The 16,183-nt window shown below is 71.9% G+C and carries 20 protein-coding genes; 4 read left to right on the top strand and 16 right to left on the bottom strand.

Annotated features, from left to right (window positions below; all coding sequences use genetic code 11):
* Positions 1 to 61 precede the first annotated feature (61 nt).
* The 3 genes from ACWGL3_RS02810 to ACWGL3_RS02800 form a co-directional block, all read right to left on the bottom strand.
* A complete protein-coding gene (locus ACWGL3_RS02810) occupies positions 62 to 352 on the bottom strand; it encodes a hypothetical protein (protein ID WP_267946813.1) in 291 nt (96 codons plus the stop codon).
* Positions 353 to 598: 246 nt separating this feature from the next.
* Positions 599 to 2,482 (bottom strand): protein kinase domain-containing protein, encoded by a 1,884-nt coding sequence (locus ACWGL3_RS02805; RefSeq protein WP_452460717.1) that lies wholly within the window; start codon positions 2,480 to 2,482, stop codon positions 599 to 601.
* Between the two features lie 213 nt (positions 2,483 to 2,695).
* Positions 2,696 to 3,244, bottom strand: a complete 549-nt coding sequence (locus tag ACWGL3_RS02800; protein WP_452460716.1) for a TetR/AcrR family transcriptional regulator — start codon at positions 3,242 to 3,244, stop codon at positions 2,696 to 2,698.
* A 92-nt stretch (positions 3,245 to 3,336) separates the two neighbouring features.
* Between ACWGL3_RS02800 and ACWGL3_RS02795 the strand changes: the two genes are divergently transcribed.
* Positions 3,337 to 4,086, top strand: a complete 750-nt coding sequence (locus ACWGL3_RS02795; RefSeq protein WP_267946810.1) for an alpha/beta fold hydrolase — start codon at positions 3,337 to 3,339, stop codon at positions 4,084 to 4,086.
* 51 nt (positions 4,087 to 4,137) lie between these two features.
* On the opposite strand, the gene ACWGL3_RS02790 is transcribed toward ACWGL3_RS02795, so the two are convergent.
* Complete coding sequence (locus ACWGL3_RS02790) at positions 4,138 to 4,614, bottom strand: ATP-binding protein (protein ID WP_452460715.1); 477 nt, start codon at positions 4,612 to 4,614, stop codon at positions 4,138 to 4,140.
* Positions 4,611 to 5,153: a hypothetical protein gene (locus ACWGL3_RS02785; RefSeq protein WP_452460714.1), complete on the bottom strand. Its 543-nt coding sequence runs from the start codon at positions 5,151 to 5,153 to the stop codon at positions 4,611 to 4,613. Before ACWGL3_RS02785 ends, ACWGL3_RS02790 begins: the two co-directional genes overlap by 4 nt.
* Positions 5,154 to 5,476: 323 nt before the next feature.
* Between ACWGL3_RS02785 and ACWGL3_RS02780 the strand changes: the two genes are divergently transcribed.
* Complete coding sequence (locus ACWGL3_RS02780) at positions 5,477 to 6,286, top strand: DUF1963 domain-containing protein (RefSeq protein ID WP_452460713.1); 810 nt, start codon at positions 5,477 to 5,479, stop codon at positions 6,284 to 6,286.
* 132 nt (positions 6,287 to 6,418) lie between these two features.
* Here the strand turns inward: ACWGL3_RS02780 and ACWGL3_RS02775 are convergent, their stop codons facing one another.
* The 3 genes from ACWGL3_RS02775 to ACWGL3_RS02765 are packed head-to-tail and all read right to left on the bottom strand — an operon-like array spanning position 6,419 to position 7,612.
* The gene (locus ACWGL3_RS02775; protein ID WP_452460712.1) at positions 6,419 to 6,589 is read right to left on the bottom strand and encodes a DUF397 domain-containing protein; all 171 of its coding nucleotides are present in this window, start codon (positions 6,587 to 6,589) and stop codon (positions 6,419 to 6,421) included.
* 23 nt (positions 6,590 to 6,612) lie between these two features.
* The gene (locus ACWGL3_RS02770; RefSeq protein ID WP_267946806.1) at positions 6,613 to 6,798 is read right to left on the bottom strand and encodes a DUF397 domain-containing protein; all 186 of its coding nucleotides are present in this window, start codon (positions 6,796 to 6,798) and stop codon (positions 6,613 to 6,615) included.
* Positions 6,785 to 7,612: a helix-turn-helix domain-containing protein gene (locus tag ACWGL3_RS02765; RefSeq protein WP_267946805.1), complete on the bottom strand. Its 828-nt coding sequence runs from the start codon at positions 7,610 to 7,612 to the stop codon at positions 6,785 to 6,787. Before ACWGL3_RS02765 ends, ACWGL3_RS02770 begins: the two co-directional genes overlap by 14 nt.
* Positions 7,613 to 7,792: 180 nt before the next feature.
* Here ACWGL3_RS02765 and ACWGL3_RS02760 point away from each other — a divergent pair, with 180 nt between their 5' ends.
* Entirely contained in the window at positions 7,793 to 8,320 is a 528-nt protein-coding gene (locus tag ACWGL3_RS02760) for an ATP-binding protein (protein ID WP_267946804.1), read from the top strand.
* A gap of 100 nt (positions 8,321 to 8,420) precedes the next feature.
* Positions 8,421 to 8,696 (top strand): MerR family DNA-binding transcriptional regulator, encoded by a 276-nt coding sequence (locus ACWGL3_RS02755; RefSeq protein ID WP_431061459.1) that lies wholly within the window; start codon positions 8,421 to 8,423, stop codon positions 8,694 to 8,696.
* A gap of 72 nt (positions 8,697 to 8,768) precedes the next feature.
* Here ACWGL3_RS02755 and ACWGL3_RS02750 read toward each other — a convergent pair whose 3' ends face one another.
* The 8 genes from ACWGL3_RS02750 to ACWGL3_RS02715 all read right to left on the bottom strand — a co-directional run bounded on the left by ACWGL3_RS02750 (position 8,769) and on the right by ACWGL3_RS02715 (position 15,994).
* Complete coding sequence (locus tag ACWGL3_RS02750) at positions 8,769 to 8,963, bottom strand: hypothetical protein (RefSeq protein ID WP_267946802.1); 195 nt, start codon at positions 8,961 to 8,963, stop codon at positions 8,769 to 8,771.
* Positions 8,964 to 9,176: 213 nt separating this feature from the next.
* Entirely contained in the window at positions 9,177 to 9,878 is a 702-nt protein-coding gene (locus ACWGL3_RS02745; RefSeq protein ID WP_267946801.1) for a hypothetical protein, read from the bottom strand.
* 217 nt (positions 9,879 to 10,095) lie between these two features.
* Positions 10,096 to 10,545 (bottom strand): hypothetical protein, encoded by a 450-nt coding sequence (locus ACWGL3_RS02740; RefSeq protein ID WP_267946800.1) that lies wholly within the window; start codon positions 10,543 to 10,545, stop codon positions 10,096 to 10,098.
* 102 nt (positions 10,546 to 10,647) lie between these two features.
* A complete protein-coding gene (locus tag ACWGL3_RS02735) occupies positions 10,648 to 11,043 on the bottom strand; it encodes a DNA/RNA non-specific endonuclease (RefSeq protein WP_267946799.1) in 396 nt (131 codons plus the stop codon).
* Between the two features lie 18 nt (positions 11,044 to 11,061).
* Positions 11,062 to 11,946, bottom strand: a complete 885-nt coding sequence (locus tag ACWGL3_RS02730; RefSeq protein ID WP_267946798.1) for an immunity 49 family protein — start codon at positions 11,944 to 11,946, stop codon at positions 11,062 to 11,064.
* Positions 11,943 to 15,179 carry a hypothetical protein gene (locus ACWGL3_RS02725; protein ID WP_452460726.1) on the bottom strand — a complete coding sequence of 1,079 codons (3,237 nt, stop codon included), beginning with the start codon at positions 15,177 to 15,179 and terminating at the stop codon, positions 11,943 to 11,945. The genes ACWGL3_RS02730 and ACWGL3_RS02725 overlap by 4 nt, the downstream gene beginning before the upstream one ends.
* A gap of 118 nt (positions 15,180 to 15,297) precedes the next feature.
* Positions 15,298 to 15,669, bottom strand: a complete 372-nt coding sequence (locus ACWGL3_RS02720) for a DUF6507 family protein (protein ID WP_267946797.1) — start codon at positions 15,667 to 15,669, stop codon at positions 15,298 to 15,300.
* A 25-nt stretch (positions 15,670 to 15,694) separates the two neighbouring features.
* Positions 15,695 to 15,994, bottom strand: a complete 300-nt coding sequence (locus ACWGL3_RS02715) for a hypothetical protein (RefSeq protein ID WP_267946796.1) — start codon at positions 15,992 to 15,994, stop codon at positions 15,695 to 15,697.
* Between the last annotated feature and the right edge of the window lie 189 nt (positions 15,995 to 16,183).

Here is a 16,183-nt window from a genome sequence, read left to right as displayed (position 1 = left end):
GGGGAATCCCCGCAACCGGACGCGCCGCCGCCCGCCCCCGTCGGCGCGGGGGCGGGCGGGGTCAGGCGACGTGGACGCTCTGGCCGTGCTCGTCGACCTTCCGCTCGCCCGGGTCCACCGTCGTGACGTATCTGCCGGTGCAGCCCGGGTCCGAGAAGACGTGGACCGGGCCGTCGGTCCGGTTGTCGACCACGAGGGGCCACCGGTCCGTGTCGTAGCAGCCCCGGGGGTCCCGGTGTTCCGTGCCGTTGATGACGAGGGAGCCCCCGGCGGCCTGCGCCGGAGCGGCCCCGAGGGCGAGGGTGGAGAAGGATGTGAGGAGCAGTGCGGCCATGGTGTGCTTCACGGGCATTCCGATCACTTTGGGTGATGTATTGAGCACATAATGTCCACGTACGCAAGCCGAGAAACCGCCCGGCGCGCTGTTGGGGCGCAGGTCACGCCGCATACGGGGCAAGCGACCGAATTCTCTTCGACCGGGTGGCCCGGTGGCCGGACCGCTCCCCCTCCGTGGGCCGGGGCCTGCGCCGGGCCACGGAGGACACGGGCGGGCGCTGCGCAGGACCGGGCACAGGACCGGTCCCGGGGCGAGGGGCGGTCAGCCGCCGAGTCTGGCCGCCTGCATGTCGGTCAGCCGCCGCACGAAGACGGCCGCGGCGACCGCTGCCGGTACCGCCACCGCGTGTGCGGCCAGAGCGGCCCAGGCCATCGGCAGGAACTCGAACTCGTACACCTCGATGGAGCCGAAGTCGCCGATCCCGTGCCTCTCCTCGATCATCAGCGCCCACGGGGTCCAGAACAGGGGCCAGGTCGCCAGGGCGGGCAGCCACAGCGCCCACCAGAGGTGGACCACCCCGGCCGGGGCCGTGCGCCCGCCCCGGTCCGCGGGGCTGGAGGCGTGCCAGACGTCGTCGGCGATCTGCTTGGGGAGCCAGAGGTTGCCCACCGGGACGAACCAGCCGAGCACCGCCATGCGCGGGCGGTAGCGCAGACGCCCGGGGGCGAACGACTCCGCGAGCGTGCGCACGCGCAGGAACCAGACCGTCCAGGCCACCAGAAGCCCCGCGCCCAGGGCGATCTGGACGTACCAGAGGGCGAGGGCGAAGGTCCGCCACCCCCACAGCTCCCTCGACGCCGCATAGGCGTGGCCGCTCAGCTCCACGCCCGATTCGGCCGCCACGACGAGCTGGTGGACGACCGCGACCGCGGCGGCGAGCGCGAAGAGGACGAGCAGCCAGTGGACGGCGGCCTGCTCCCCGCGCGGCGGACGCGGCGGGGCCTCGCCGCGTGCACGGCGGCGTTCGTGGACCAGCAGGGGCGCCGGCGGTCCGTCGGGGCCGACCGGATCGACCGGTTGGCCCGGGGCGGGGACGCCGGGCGGGCGTGGAGCGGTTCCGCGGTGGCCGCCCGACGCCGGAACCGGTTCCGGGACGGTTCCCCCCGGACGACCTCCCCGCGCGGCGCGCCCCTCGGGGGCGGCGTCCCCTCCCGGGACTCCTCGGGCCGGGGCGTCCCCCTCCGGGACACCCCCGGCCGGGGTTCCCATGGCGGGGGCGGCCTCCTCCGGAACGTCCGCCGCCGGGACGACGGCGGTCAGCGCGAGGGTCCGGCGTGCGGTGACGACCCGGGTCAGCTCCTCGGGGAGCCACCGCTCGTGGGCGGGCGCGGGCAGGGAGGCCGTGAGCGCGGCCAGTTCCTCCAGCGCCCCGCCGACCCCGGGGCGGTCGTCGGGCCCCTTCGCCAGGCATCGGGCGACCAGGGGCGCGAGGGTGGTCGGGACGCCGTCCAGGTCCGGGGCCTCGTGCACGATCCGGTAGGCCACCGCGTGGGCCGGACCCTGCCCGAACGGGCTGCGCCCCGTGGCGGCGAAGGCCAGCACGCACCCCAGCGAGAACACGTCCGAGGCCGGGCCCACCGGCAGGGCGCGCGCCTGCTCGGGGGACATGAACGCCGCCGTTCCCAGCACCGTGGAGGTCCGGGTGAAGGACGTGGCGTCCAGGGCGCGGGCGATGCCGAAGTCGATGAGCCGGGGCCCGTCCTCGGCGAGGACGACGTTGGCGGGCTTGAGGTCGCGGTGCACCACCCCGCAGGCGTGCACCGCCGCCAGGCCCTCGGCCAGCCCTGCGCCCAGCACGGCCACCGATTCGGCCGGGAGCGGCCCGTGGTCGGCCACGGCACGGTGGAGGGAGGGGCCGGGGATGTAGGCGGTGGCCAGCCAGGGCGGGTCGGCGTCGGGGTCGGCGTCCACGACCTGCGCGGTGTAGAACCCGCCCACCTTCCTCGCGGCGGTCGCCTCGGCGGCGAACCGCCGCCGGAACTCGGGGTCCTCGGCCAGTTCGGGGTGCACGGTCTTGACCGCGACCAGGCGTCCTCCCGGTGAGCGCCCCAGGAACACCCTCCCCATGCCGCCCGTGCCCAGCCGTCCCGCCAGCCGGTAGGGGCCGATCCTGAGGGGATCGCCGTCGCGCAGGGGGGTGGCCATGGCTTCACGCTCCGCCAGAGGTCGTGTGTTCGAACGGCCTGATGATCCCAGAAATCCGCCCCTGTGGGGCTTTGTGCCCGCATCCGGCCAGGGCGGGCCCCGAGACGCACCCCGAGCCCCCACCCCGATGATCTTGTACTTATAGCGAGGTTGGGCGCCCAACCTCGCTATAAGTACAAGATCATCGGGAGAGGCGGGCGGGCCGGTCGCGCCTCAGGCGGAGGGGCCGGGGACCAGGCCGTTCCGGAGCAGGAGCAGGTAGGCGTCGGCGGCGGCCCGGCGGCGCTCGGCCGGGTGCTCGGTGATCGCGTGGATCAGCCCGCACAGCAGCTTGAGCAGGTTCTCCCCGGTCAGGGGCGTCTCCGGGCGGGCGCGTCCGAGGAGCCGCGAGGCCGCCGCGACGAGTTCGCCCTTGGCCTCCCGCAGGGACTCCCGCTCGTCCTCGACGGTGATGAGGACGTCGAACAGGCCGGGCTGGTCGAGCGCCGCGGTCAGGGCCGCCCGGAGGAAGGCGTCGAGGCCGTGCCGGGGGTCGGGGTCGGCCACCGCCTCGGCCGCCACGCGGTTGAGGTCGGTGACGGCCTCCTCGACCACGGCCTCCAGCATCGCCCGCGGGGTGGGGAAGAGGCGGTAGACCGTGCCGACGCCGACCCCCGCGCGGCGGGCCAGCTCGTTGAGCTTGAGGTCGGTCTCCCCGGCGCCGACCGCCTCCCGGGCCTTCTCGAAGATCTTCTGGTTGTTGCGCGCGACGTCCGCCCGCATGGCTGCCCCCCGGGTCCAGGAAGTCGATAACTCATCAACTTCTCGTGCTACGGTGAAATCGATAGCTTATCAACTTCCTTGGGGGGAACCGCATGACCATCGTCTTCGTCCACGGTGTGCCCGAGACGCCGTCGCTCTGGAACGCCGTCCGCGCCCTCGTCCCCGAGCCGAGCGTGGCCCTGCGCCTGCCCGGCTTCGGCAGCGCCCGGCCGGACGGCATGCACGGCAAGGAGGAGTACGCCGCCTGGCTGGCCGACGAACTCCGCGCCGTCGGCGGGCCCGTCGACCTCGTCGGCCACGACTGGGGCGCCCACCTGGCCATGCGCGCGGTCTCCGCCCACGACGTCCCGGTCCGCAGCTGGGTCTCCGACGTCGCCCACGGCTGGCACCCCGGGTACACGTGGCACGACGCGGCCACGCTGTGGCAGAAGAGCCCCGAGGGGGAGGAGTCGCTGGCCGGGCTGCGCGAGGCCGTCCCCGGCAGCGGGGCGACCTTCGGGGAGGTGCTCCGGTCCCGGGGCATGAGCGCGGAACTCGCGCAGGAGGTGGACGCCGCCCACGACGAGGTGATGAGCGCCGCCATCCTGGCGCTCTACCGGTCGGCGTGGCCCAACTTCCACGCGGACTGGGGCAAGGGGTTCGAGGGGCCCGTCCGGGCACGCGGGCTCGTGCTCGTGCCGACCGGGGACCCGATGGCCCGCCCGGACCAGGACCGGGACGTGGCCCGGCAGCTGGGGGCGGAGTACGAGGAGCTGGACGGGCTGACCCACTACTGGATGCTCCAGGACCCCGAGCGGGGCGCGGCCGTCCTGCGCCGGTTCTGGGACTCGCTGCCCGGCTGAGCCCCGGGGGTCCCCGTCGCGGCGGACGGGACGGGGACCCCCCGGGGCGGTTCAGCGGGTGAACACGTAGGGGCGCAGGCCCGGCGGGACCCCGGCCGGGTCGAAGGTCAGGGACGCCCACACGTGGGTGCCCAGGTCGGCCCAGGGCGCGAGCCGGTGGTGGCCCCACGCGGAGGCCAGGTTCTCGACCATGAGCAGGCCGCGCTCCCCCTCCGCCCGGTCCCACTCGTCGGCGGTCCGCTCGCGGGGGACGGCGGGGACGCCGCCGCCCCCGCCGAAGTCGGACAGGCCCACGCGCAGGGTGCCCGGGTCGGGCATGGACAGCGCGCGCAGGACCTCGCCGCCCTCGTGGCCGGAGTCGGTGTACTTGCAGCAGTTGGCGAAGAGTTCGCTGGTGACGAGGGTGAGCGTGTCCACCGTGTCCGGATCGAACCCGGCCAGGTCGGCGGCGAGGTCCGCGCGGACCCCGCCCAGCCCGGACAGGTGCCCGGGGTAGACGCGGTGCTCCCAGAAGACGCGGGGCCTCATGCCGGGACCCCCTGACGGGCCCGCAGACCGCCCCACCCGTGGGTGGCGGCGGCCAGGTCGTCCCAGGTCTCCGGGGTCGCGGTCCCGGCGAGCGGAACCGGCGGCCCGTACGCAGTGAGGGGCAGCGGGGACGGGGCGGCGAGGAGGTCGCCGGAGGTGCGGGGCCGGGGGACCCAGCCGTGGAGGCGGGCGCTGGCCTCGGCCTGGACGCGGAGCAGCGCCCGTTCGCGATCGCTCTCCCGCTCGTGGGCCTCGTAGTAGGGCCGGACGAGGGCGACGTCCCCGGCCTCGCAGGTGTGGCGCGGGGGAGCCAGGTCCCGCACCGGGCGGGGAGGGGTCCCCGGGGTCGGAGCGGCGGCCGTGGCGGTGTCGGGCGCGGCCACCGGGGCCGGAACGGGAACGGGCGCGTAGCGGCGGACCCGGGTGGACCGGCGGCGGCGCAACAGCCCGGGGGAGGCGTGGCGTCCGCGAGGGGCGATGAACAGGGCCATGACCAGCCGAAAGGCAGGGGTCAGGGCCGCAGCGCTAAACTGGCGCATGCTGGCAATCCTTGGGTCTAAAAGGTTTGGAGTTGCTGGCCACGACCCCGAACGGTGTTCAGCCGTTGCGGGGTCATTTGGTGCAGGTGGCTTGTCGAGACAGAGAGTAGGGGGTCGGGGGGTGGGGTGGGGGAGGTATCGGAAAGTAAGGCGGGGAAAGTTGAGAAAACGGCCCACCGGTTCGCCGGTGGGCCGTTTTTATGTCCGTGATCAGGGGATATGGGCTTCTGGGTCGAGGGCCGCCGCCCGGGACCCGGGGGCCTGGTTCCGGGGCGTGTGCGGAGCGCGGCGGAGTGTCCGCCGAATGGGGCAGCATGTCCGGCATGGACAGTCCTGAGCAGTATCGCCAGGCGGCCCGCGAGGCCGGTGTGCCCGAACACGCCATCGACCTGGCCCTCGGCCTCGCCCGCCCCCAGATCGAGCTGACGTCCTCGGCGGAGGACGGCGGGGTCCTGGCCGGGCGGTACGGCGGTCTCCCCTCCCTTCCCCCGGACGCCGCATGGGGCTCCTACCCGCACTTGGTCGCGTCGGTCGACTGCGCGGCCCTGCCACGGGACGCCCTAGACATCCCGCTGCCGGAGGACGGCCACCTGCTGTTCTTCGCCAACAAGCACGACCCGCTCGACGACGACGAGCCCGCCGACGGCGACTACGTGGTGTACGTCCCGGTCGGGACGGTCACGGAGGAACGGTCTCCCCAGCCCCTGCGCGAGGACCTCGGGGAGATCGAGGACGAGGAGGGGGCCGCATACTGGGCCACCCCCCACACGGACCCGCGCCCGCTCTACGCCCGGACCATTCTGAGCCTGCCGACGGACGGCGACGACGCCCTCCACGACCCGGAGCTCCGACGGGTCTACCGGCAGTACGGCCTGGAACACCACGACAAGCGGAAGCAGGTGTGGGCGGTCGATCTGCTCCTGGGCGGCTACGCCTACTCCCCGCAGGACCCGCCCGTCATGCAGTCACCGGAGGAGAGGGCGAAGGAGGAGTGGGTCCTGCTGGCCCAGGCGCAGTACCCCATGCAGGCGGACCCCGACTGCACAGGCTGCCCGTTCTGGATCATCCGGCGCAGCGACCTGGAGAAGAGGGACTTTGCGGGCGCGCGAGTGGTCATGTGGGAGTACCACTGACCGGGTGAACCCAGAGGGCGAGGGCGTCGGCCCGTCAGCCGGACGGCGTGCGTCGGCGGAGGCACCCCGTCATGGGGCGGGAACGGGAGAACGGCCGACCAGAGGGCTGGTCGGCCGTCGTCGTGTCCGGGATCAGGGGAGAAGGGTGGTGGAGCCGAGGAACGCCGCCCAGGCCTCGGGGGTGTAGTCGATGTGGCCGAGGGGTCGGTTCTCGGTGTCGCGCACCAGGACCGACTCTCCTTCGGCGACCTCGACGCATCTGCCCGCTTCGCCGCTGTGGGTGCTCTTGTGCCAGGCGTTCACGGTGGCTCCTCTGCCTCGTCGGCTCAGGCGCGGTGGGTGGTCACCCCGCGCAGGAATGATGCCCACGCTTCGGCGGTGTAGTCGATGTGGCCGAGGGGTCGGTTCTGGGTGTCGCGCACCAGAACAGCCTTCCCCTCCGCGACCTCGACGCAACTCCCCGAGGCACCGCTGTAGCTGCTCTTGTGCCAGTGGGGCTCACGCTTCGTCATCGAGTTCTTCCCTGACCTTCCTGATGAGTTCCCGGCTCGCACGGGGCGACAGCGCTTCGGCCTGGAGAACGCCGAAGAGCGTCGCGCAGTGTTGCACCTGCATCATGCCATCCATGAGCTGCTCACCTTCCATGTGTTCGGCTGAGGCCACCACGGGTTTGTCGGGGAACGTGTAGAGACGAAAGGGCCCCGAACCGCCCGGATGGCACTCCGCGTCGCTCGGGATGACCTGGAAGCGGATTTCGCCCCTCTCGATTAACCCAACGACGCGGCTCAGCTGTTCCAGGAGCACGCCCTTGCCACCTTGAACAGTTCGACGAAGTACCGGCTCCTCCACCACGATCGACACCAGCGGAGGGCTTTCAGGCTTCACCAAGACTTCCTGACGAGCCATCCTCAGGGTGACCATCTGGTCCACCTCTTTTGCCGAGAACCAAGGACCGCTGTCATAGAGCAGTCCCCTCGCATAGTTCTCGCACTGGATCAGTCCAGGGAAGATCACCGGTTGGTACTCCCGGAGTTCGGTCGCCTCCCGCTCCAGCTGTCCGACCTCCGTGTACCAGGGCGGTAGTGCGTCGGGCTCGTTCGCCGCGTTCCAGGCCCGATTTATCGCACCGCCGCAATCGAAGAGCGCATCGAGTTCTTCCGCCCGGTCCGAAGGCAGCCTCCGCCTGCCCTTCTCCCACGCGGACACCGTGGACTGGACGACCTTCAGCGCCTTGGCCACCTGTCCCTGCGTCATTCCGGCCTGGCTCCGTGCCGCCGCGATCTTCCTGCCCAGGGTCTTGCGCCTGGGGTTGGCCTTGAGGCTCACTACGACTCCCATTTCCGGGTTATCGCCACTACGACCCATGCAAGACCAGGACACGACCCGATAGAGCCTGTAACGACTAAGTGTGACCGTTCGGTGATTTCGCTGGAACCCGCCCACGGGCGGCCCCAGGGTGGTGCCACGGGCCACGCGCGTAGTGGCCGACCCAGGGAGGGAATACAGGTGCGACCAGCCATCCGCATTGTGCCGAACCGCGAGCCCGACACCGGCGGCTCCGAGCCCCTGCCCCGCCGGGTCACGGACCCCGACGACCGCGCGCCGATGGTGCTCGACCGCACGTGCGGGGTCCCCGACTGCCACGCCCTGGCCGTCGCCGGACGCCCCGAACAGGCCGCCGTCCTGCGCAGGCGCATCGCCACGGTCCTGCCGCCCGCGACCGCCGACACCGCCCAGTACCTGGTCAGCGAACTCTTCAACAACGCCATCACCCACTCGCGCAGCGGGGACGAGGGAGGGCACGTGACCGTGACCGTCCACTGGTTCCCCGACCGCGTCCAGCTGAAGGTCATCGACCAGGGGCCGCGCGGCGAGGCCGGCTCCACCCCGCACATGCGCCCCCTCGACCTGGAGAGGGAGGGCGGCCTGGGGCTCCGCCTCGTGCACGTCCAGGCGGCCAGGTGGGGGACCTTCCACGACCGGAACCGCACCACCGTGTGGTTCGAGCTGGACCGGCCGCAGGCCCGGATCTGAGGTGCCGCCCGTGACGACGCGACAAGAAAGGGGGAGACCGGTGGCGGAGCGAGCCCCGGAGAACCCCGCCCCAGACGTTTCCGTACGACCGGTGGAGAGGTTGCTGACCCCGCGTGAGGCCTCGCGCGTCCTCGGCGTGGACCCCAAGACCCTCATCCGGTGGGAGGGGGAGGGGCGGCTCATGTCGCTCCGCACACTCGGGGGGCACCGGCGCTACCCGAGGACCCTGGTCGAGCAGCTGGCCGTCCCGGTGCCGCCGCTGGAGGAGGTCGTCTCCACCCTGCGGCAGGTCCACGACCGGGCCCTGGAGATCGGGGCGCGGGAGGAGGCGGCCACGATCGCCCGGCTCATGGCGGTACTGGACGCCGAGGGGTGAACGCCCGCCGACCCCCGCGGGGGCGGGGCCGGCGGGGAAGGTCGATCGGTCGCGGTGCGCGGGCGGGTCCGGCTACGGCGCCACGAGGCAGTCCACGGGGAGGCTCGTGGTGGTGTTGAGCGAGACGGGGGAGAGGGGGTGGTCGAGCACCCCGCCCACGGCCGCACAGGCCTGGTCGAGGGTCTCGTCGGCGACGGCCGTGCCGGCGCCGACCGCCAGTGCGGCGGCGGTGAGGGCGGTGGCGGCCAGAAGGGTTCGCAGGCGCATGTCTCTCCACGGTCGATCACTCGGAGGATTCGTTGAACGACCAAGAGTAGTCGCGATGGGACGGTCGCGCCCCGGGAACGCCTCCTGTCCGCCCCGCCGACCCGTGCACGGTCCCGTCACGGGGCTCGCGCGCACCCGGGGAGGTCGCTCCGCACCGACGCGCCGAGGCGTCGGATCAGCCGGGGCGGACCCGCGTCGGAGGAGGCGGGGCGGTCAGCGGGACCGGGGGACCCGGTGCTCCCCGGAGCCGTTCGACGGGACGCGCCCGCGGAGTGAGGGCGCCGCCGGAGCGGCGGCCCCGGCCCCGCGTCCGCCACCGGCGCGCGCGACCGGCCGGTCCGCGAGGACTCCGCGCACGGCGCCGGGCGGGGTGGCCGACACCGAGGCCCCGCCCCCGGACGCCCCTCCCGGCCACCGGGCCCCGGCCTGTTCGACCCGGTCGCACAGGACCCGCATGCGGGTGAGCGACGTGCGCAGGGTCTCGGTGCCCGCACGCATGCGGCCGACGGCGTTGAGCGCCCTCATCTCCGCGGGCCGGACGCCGCGCGCCAGGAGGCGGACCAGCTCGCCGAAGGACCTCCTCCCCGCGTCGGCGTATCCGGCCACCTGCTCGGGATCGTCCCCCGCCGCGAGCAGCGTCCTGCCCCGGGCGAGGAAGCCCGCGACCTCCCCGGCCGTCCCCCGGGAATCCGGGGCCGACGCCCGTGCGGCCCGCTCGGACTCCTCCAGGCGCGGCACCAGGCCGCTGAGCTCGGCGCGGGCGGAGAGCCACTCCCGCTTCATGGCATCGGCCTCCGCCACGACCTGGTTGAGTTCGGCGCGGGTGTACGGGGGCTGCCTCCGCGCCCAGGGGAAGCGTCGGCGCGTCTCCGGGGACAGCGGGTGCTCGCCCATCTCCAACCGGACCTCGGCCATGCTGTCACTCCCTGGTGTCGGCGGACGCGGCCCGGGGCGGGCCGACGCTTCCTGTTCGCCGGTTACGATCCGTACTTCTCCCGTCCGGTTCACGGAAGTTCCGGTGCGGCAGGGGTTCTGGCAGCCGACCCGCCGTCCGGGCGGCGGGAACCGCGCGGTCCACGGAGCCCCGGGCCCGGACCCCGTCGCGGGGTTCCGGGACGGCGCCCGTACCCGCCTACTCGGACATCTCGCCGGCGCTGCGGATCCTCTCCCGCATCCACTCGGGGATGTTCTCCTCGGACCTGGGGAAGTGCCGCTGTTCGAGCACGAACGAGCCGTCGGAGGGCGGCACGTCGAACTCCGGCGGGTTGTCGTAGTCATAGGTGACGTGGAAACGGGCCGGGCGCTCGATGGTGTAGACCGCGGAGAACCAGGTCCCCTTGCCCTCGCTGTACATGCCGGGCCGGAGCCTGTCCATCTCGTCCCACACCGAGTCGGGCGGGTCGATCCTGTGGATCGCGCCGTCCCTGACGGCGGCCTCCGTGTGAATCGTGGAGATCCCGACCAGCCCGCTGTAGTGGCACCGGATCTCCGTCCAGCCGTCAGGGGCGAGGCCCAGAAGAATGCCTCCGATCCTGCGGAGGATCTCCTGCTGCTCTTCGGTTGTGAGTGCCTGCGTGGCCATGGATTCCTTTTCCTCGGTTCATTTCCGGGATATTGGAGATCCGGACCGGTTTCTGTGGCACCCCGTTGATCGAGTGGTCTGTCCGAATCCTGTTCGGAGTTGTCATGTCGGCTGCGTACTTACCCTGATCCTAGCGCTGACCTGTGCTTTAGGAAGTCCGGTGGCAGGGTCTTTCTGGGTCAGCCGAGCCCATTCCTCCTCAAGCTTGTAGTAGTTGTCCCTGTGCGTGTCCGTCGCCGATTTCGACTGGTTCGGGTTCTCCAGCATGGGCGCCGGGTTCAGGCGCTCGCCAGCTTCGAAGAACTGCGTTTCGATGAGGTGCCCGCCGTTCCCGTCGGAATTCTCCGCACGGAATTCGGGGTTCTGGGGAGCGCCCGGGGAAGCGTCGTTGTCGTCGTTGAGGTCGAGGTGTTCCTCGGCCCCTTCGTTACCGGTCCTCCCCTGGTCCGGGCACCTCCGGCCGTTGTTCGACCGAGTGTGCTCGACGAGGTGGCCCACCGCGTACGGCCTCCTGGGTCAGACGGGGAACTCGCCGTACCAGGATCGTTTCACGATGTGTTCGGGCAGGTACTCCGATTCCACGTCGAGGGAGAAGTCCGGATCGATCTGGGCCTTGTCGTGGGCCAGGCAGGCGATGGCAAGGAGTCCCAGGGGGACGACGCCGTGGACGCCTGCGGGGGCGTCCTCGCGTGTCTGGTAGCGCTTGAAGGATTCCAGTGCCTCGGCGAGTACCTGGTTGAAGGCCGCCGCGTCTCCCATGAGCAGCAGGCGGAAGACGTCCATCTGGGGGAAGGTGACCAGGTCCAGGTATTCGCCGCCGAACGCGCCCCGGCGTGGGTCGGAGAGTTCCATGGCCCGGCGGAGTTCGGCCGCCAGGTCGTCGGTGCCGTTGACGTAGGCCTGTAGCGCGGCGGTCCAGTGGAAGCTGAACTCGTTGTGGGTGATGCCCCCGGCCTCTCCTGCTCGACGCAGGCGTTCGGTGGGGATGCGGCACAGGGCTTCGGCGTGGGTGTTGGCGCGGCAGGTGACCGCGAGGAAGAACGCGGTCTGCCAGGTGCCGACGTTGGCGGTGTGGATCAGGCCCGGGGACTCCAGGGTGCGGACCTGCTGGTCGATCAGGTATTCGACCGTGCTGCCCTTCTCGGCCTCGGAGAGGGCGAAGACCGCGTTGTGGAACTGCATCGCGACGGTCCAGGCCTCCCAGGTCTCCAGATCGCGGGCCGGAGGATCCACCAGGAGGGATTCCTCCGCGGTCTGGAGCACGGGACCCAGCCACAGTCCGATGTTCGCGGCGTTCCGGACCGTCTTCTGGACCATCTTCGCCCGGCGCTTCACCTGGTAGGCGATCTCCTCCTCATCGATCCCGTGGTCCATCTCGTGCCGGGAGACGTAAGCGGTCATGAAGCCTCCTTGTTGGAGAGGTCGAAGATCTGGTGATCGTAGCCGTTGGCGCGGGAATCACCGGTCCATTCCCTCCGGCCGTCCGCGTCCGTGACGTACTGCCCGTTGGAGTCCTGGCGGTAGACGTCGACCGGGTCGCCCTTGAACACCGCGTAGGTCACCCGGCCCTGGTCCAGCTTGTCCAGGATCTCCTCGGCGAGGCGGCGTTCCGCGGCGTTGCCCGCCTGGCCGCCGCGTTCGCGCATCACCCTGAGAATGTCCTCCACATACGCGCGCGTACCCTGGCTCACCCGCCTGGGGTCCTCGCCCGCAGGAGTGACGTTGCGTTCCCCGAGATCGGTCTTGGTGCTGCTCTTGGCCTCGACGATGACGATGTCGCCGTCCACGGTGCGGTAGACCTGGTCGAACTGGTCGTTGCCGTTCTTCGGCGCGAACGGCGAAGGGCTGATCTCCTCCGCGCCGTCCAGGTTCGGCCGCAGCTCCGTCAGCTCGGGCTTGCCGTCGTCTCCGTAGACGGTGTCGCCGTCCTCGTCGACGACGTGGCGCATCACCGGATCGCCGTTTCCGTCGTGGATCGTGCTGCCGTCGAACTCGTGCCGGGCGCCGATCCTGGCGGTCTCCTCGCCGAAGTCCTCGGCGACGTCCGTGGCGTACTTGTGCGCCTCCCGGTACTTCTGCTTCGCCTCTTCGACGAGGGGGTGGTTCGGCCCCTTGTCCTTGTACTCGCCGTGCAGTTCCTCCATCGCCGCGAGGTGGTCCCGGGCCCGCATGGAGGCGTTGATGGAGACACGCCTGTCGTGGGCGAGGTGGTCGAGGCCGCCCAGGTCGTTCCTGAGCTGGTTGCGCCGTGCGAGCTCCTCGGGCGCCAGGTCGGTCCGCCTGAACTCGTCACCGTCGAGGCGGAGCTCCGTCTTCTCCCCGAGGAACCGGGGCTGCTCGGCGGCCTCCAACGGGACCCAGTCGCTGCTGCTGTCCGCACGGCTGATCTGCGGGAGCTGCCACTCGTCCGGGCCGATCGTGGTGTCGGCGTGCTTCCGGTGGCCGTTGCCCTCCTTGTAGTACTCCTTGTAGAAGTCGTTGTACGCGCGGCCGTCCTGGTCCTCGTTGAGGAGCCTGCGCAGGTCGTCGCGGAAGGCCTGCTGATTGGCGGGGTCGTCCTTGTCCCCCCAGGTGTGCTCCTGGAACTCCTCCAGAGTGGTCGGGCTCGACGGGCGCTCGCCGTCGCCGCTCCCGTCGCCCCGGGAGCCGTCCGGGCCGTCCGAGTCCGAGCCGCCGCCCGAGTTCCCCTCGGAACCCCCGTGGAAGTCGGGGGAGCCCGGGATCCCGGGACGGTCACCGCCCGAGCCGCCCTCGCCGCCGGACGAGTCGTTGGAGACGGGCCCGGTGTTGCCGGTGCTGCCGGTGTCCCCGTTCCCCGGCGTGCCGTTGCCATTGCCGTTGTCGACGCTGTTGGTGACCGTGGGCGTGCGGTCCCGCATCTCGGGGCCGTTGCCCGTGTCACCCGTGTCCGCCCGCGTGTCGAAGTCCTGCGGCCCCGTGCCGGTGAGCCGGTACACGTCCTCCGCCGAGGTGTCGCGGGGCCGGTCGGCCTCCATCGTGTCGCCGCGCGGCGTGACCGGGACCCGGGCCGGGTCGTTCTCCAGGTCGGGCCGGTCGGGCTCGATGTCGTTGCCCTCCCACGAGCCCTCGCGGTTCGGGCCGGTCTTGGCGTTGCGGTCGACCTCGTCGATCTCGGCCTGGTTGCGCTGGGTGACCTCGCGTCCGAAGTCGGCGTTCTCCGGGTTGTTGACGATGTCCAGGAAGTCGTCCGTGGCCTGGAGCTGGTCCGCGGTGGCGTCGCGGTTCCGGGACGGGTTGTCCGCGCCGTCGTCGCCGTTGTTGTTGACCGGGGTGACCCGGCGGTTGTCCGGCGTCCCGTCCGGGACGGGGTCGGTCCCGCCGGTGCTGCCGCCGTTGATCCGGTCCAGCGCCGCCCGCATCTCGCCGAGCTGCGACGGGCTGAAGGAGCCGGTGTCGAGGTCGCTCATGTCGAAGTCGAACGTGGGCGAGCCACTGCCGCCGAACCGGCCGGGGATGCCGAGGTTGAGGTTGTTCACGTCGAACTCCGGTATGTCCGGCGTGTTCACGCTCGGGCCGTCGCCGCCCATCCGGTTGAGCATCGCCGAACCGCGCCACGCCAGGAGCGGCGCGCCCACGACCGCGCCCACGCCGGTGGCGGACAGGGCCACGCCGGCCACCGTCGCGCCGATGTTGAGCAGGGCCGTGCCGATCACGTAGCCGGGCCGCTCGCCCCACTCCTCCCACGGCACCACCGCGTGCGCGGCGTCCTTCCACGCCCCGCCCGCGATCTCGCCGGTGCGCTCCCAGCCCTGGAAGCCCCAGCTGTCGTTCTCGGCGTCGTACATGCCCACCAGCGACGCCGCCGACTGGAGGTTGCCCTCGTGGTACTCCCACAGGTTGTCGCCCCAGCTGCCCTGGAACCAGCCGTCGGAGTTGTGGATGCCGACGAACCCGCCGACGTCCTCGGCGATGCCCACCCCGAAGTCCTTGACCGCGGACCCCGCGTCCACCCACCAGCCGTGGTCGGTCTCCTGGGAGCCGCCCCACGCCATGTCGACGTCGCCCAGGTACCCGTCGAACCCGTGCTGGTACTCGTTCGCCCCGGGCGGGCTGCCGTCCGCGTTCGCGGAGACGAAGCTCGTGCGGCCGGGGATGTCGGCGTTGATGGCGTTCGCGCAGTCCCGCTCCGCCTGCTCGTACTCCTGGCGCAGGGCGTCGGCGCGGTCGAGGAGGGCCTGGTGCTCCCCGACCTTGTCGCTCTCGTTGCCGACGAGCCGGTTCCAGAAGCCGTCGGCCTGCTTCCAGTCGTCGTTGCTGGTGTCGATGGAGTTGAGGAAGGCGTTCGAGTCGGTCGTGAGGGTCGCCCACCTGCCCTTGATGTCGCGCACGGCCTCGGCGAAGGTCTCCAGGGCCGTGGCAGCCTTGCCCGTCGAGGTCTCCACCGAGTCCCCGTCGGTCGCGACGGAGTCGACCGCCGCGAGCAGGGTCCCGGACTCGGGCGCGGTGTAGCAGCCGGAGAGGCCCGACCACGCGCTCTTGATGTCGGCCCCGATCCCGGACACCGTCGTCCCGGCCGTGCGGAGCTGCCCCGCCAGGGTCTCCAGCTCGGCGGGGTCGGCGGTGGGAACGGGGAACATCGAGGGGTTGATCAGGCCGCCGGTGGGCGTGCACATCTCGGTCACGTGGACGTCTCCATCTGGGATCCGGAGCGAGTCGGGGTAGGGGTCTCCGGGGCAGGGAACCGGGGAGATGGAACAGGGCCGGGATCAGGGGCCGGGGGTACGGCGGCGCCTAGGGGACGTGGGGGCCGTACACCGGACGCTCGGGCTCCGGCTCCGGGAGCACGCCGGCGTTCTGCTGGGCCTCGGCCGCCATCTCCAGGTTGCCGTTGACGTAGTGCGTGGTGGCCTCGCTGGCCCCGGTGACGGCGCTGACCGTCACCCCGGCCATGTCGCCCATGAGGCCGAAGTTGTGCTCGGCGAACTCGCCCAGGGCCATGCTGACGGGGGCGCTGTTCGCCTCGCCGCTGATGCTCGTGAGCAGGGTCTCGGTCGAGGTCATGGAGCCGACCAGGCCCTCGCTGCCGCCCTCCTCGCCGATGTGTCCGGCGACGGTGGTCAGGACGCCGCCGACCTCGGACGGCAGGATGTTCCAGGCTGACACGGGGTTCTCCTCACCAGGACGGGGATCAGGGGGACGGGGGGCGCGAGAAGGCGCCCGCCCGGAAGTTCGTGGGCGGCGGGGCCTGCGGGGCGTCCTCGGTCTCGCGGCTCCGCGCGGTCTCGATGTGCGCGTGCAGGCGGTTCAGGCTCTCGCCGAGGGTACCGAGGTCGGCGCTGATCCGGGTGTGCATCTGACGGGCGGCCCGGTCCAGCCGGGGATGGACGCCCGGGGGCAGGGGCTCGTCCTCGGCCCCCTGCTCGCCGGGGGCCGCCTCCTCGTCGAGGATGGCCTGTTCGTCGCTCGGGTCGACCACGTCGAACTTCACTTCCACCCCTCCTTCTCCGGAGTCCTCCTCCGGGGGATAGGACGCACGTTAGCCGCGTGCGGTTCGGGAATCATCCCCGTCGCGCGTCCTTGTCCTCCCCGGTGGCGCCGGAAAGGATGCGAGGTCGGGGGATTCCTACCCGCGGGTACGTCCTTCTCCCCGCCGCCTCTCGGACGGGGGCAGAAATGG

This window comes from Nocardiopsis sp. NPDC055824 (genome assembly GCF_053616335.1).
This window is presented reverse-complemented; position numbering and strand designations above follow the sequence as displayed.

What these genes read in the sequence shown, in the direction of transcription:
- ACWGL3_RS02810 (WP_267946813.1), bottom strand. Translation starts at nt 352, where the DNA reads ATGCCCGTGAAGCACACCATGGCCGCACTGCTCCTCACATCCTTCTCC.
- ACWGL3_RS02805 (WP_452460717.1), bottom strand. Translation starts at nt 2,482, where the DNA reads ATGGCCACCCCCCTGCGCGACGGCGATCCCCTCAGGATCGGCCCCTAC.
- ACWGL3_RS02800 (WP_452460716.1), bottom strand. Translation starts at nt 3,244, where the DNA reads ATGCGGGCGGACGTCGCGCGCAACAACCAGAAGATCTTCGAGAAGGCC.
- ACWGL3_RS02795 (WP_267946810.1), top strand. Translation starts at nt 3,337, where the DNA reads ATGACCATCGTCTTCGTCCACGGTGTGCCCGAGACGCCGTCGCTCTGG.
- ACWGL3_RS02790 (WP_452460715.1), bottom strand. Translation starts at nt 4,614, where the DNA reads ATGAGGCCCCGCGTCTTCTGGGAGCACCGCGTCTACCCCGGGCACCTG.
- ACWGL3_RS02785 (WP_452460714.1), bottom strand. Translation starts at nt 5,153, where the DNA reads ATGCGCCAGTTTAGCGCTGCGGCCCTGACCCCTGCCTTTCGGCTGGTC.
- ACWGL3_RS02780 (WP_452460713.1), top strand. Translation starts at nt 5,477, where the DNA reads ATGGACAGTCCTGAGCAGTATCGCCAGGCGGCCCGCGAGGCCGGTGTG.
- ACWGL3_RS02770 (WP_267946806.1), bottom strand. Translation starts at nt 6,798, where the DNA reads ATGACGAAGCGTGAGCCCCACTGGCACAAGAGCAGCTACAGCGGTGCC.
- ACWGL3_RS02750 (WP_267946802.1), bottom strand. Translation starts at nt 8,963, where the DNA reads ATGCGCCTGCGAACCCTTCTGGCCGCCACCGCCCTCACCGCCGCCGCA.
- ACWGL3_RS02745 (WP_267946801.1), bottom strand. Translation starts at nt 9,878, where the DNA reads ATGGCCGAGGTCCGGTTGGAGATGGGCGAGCACCCGCTGTCCCCGGAG.
- ACWGL3_RS02740 (WP_267946800.1), bottom strand. Translation starts at nt 10,545, where the DNA reads ATGGCCACGCAGGCACTCACAACCGAAGAGCAGCAGGAGATCCTCCGC.
- ACWGL3_RS02730 (WP_267946798.1), bottom strand. Translation starts at nt 11,946, where the DNA reads ATGACCGCTTACGTCTCCCGGCACGAGATGGACCACGGGATCGATGAG.
- ACWGL3_RS02725 (WP_452460726.1), bottom strand. Translation starts at nt 15,179, where the DNA reads ATGTGCACGCCCACCGGCGGCCTGATCAACCCCTCGATGTTCCCCGTT.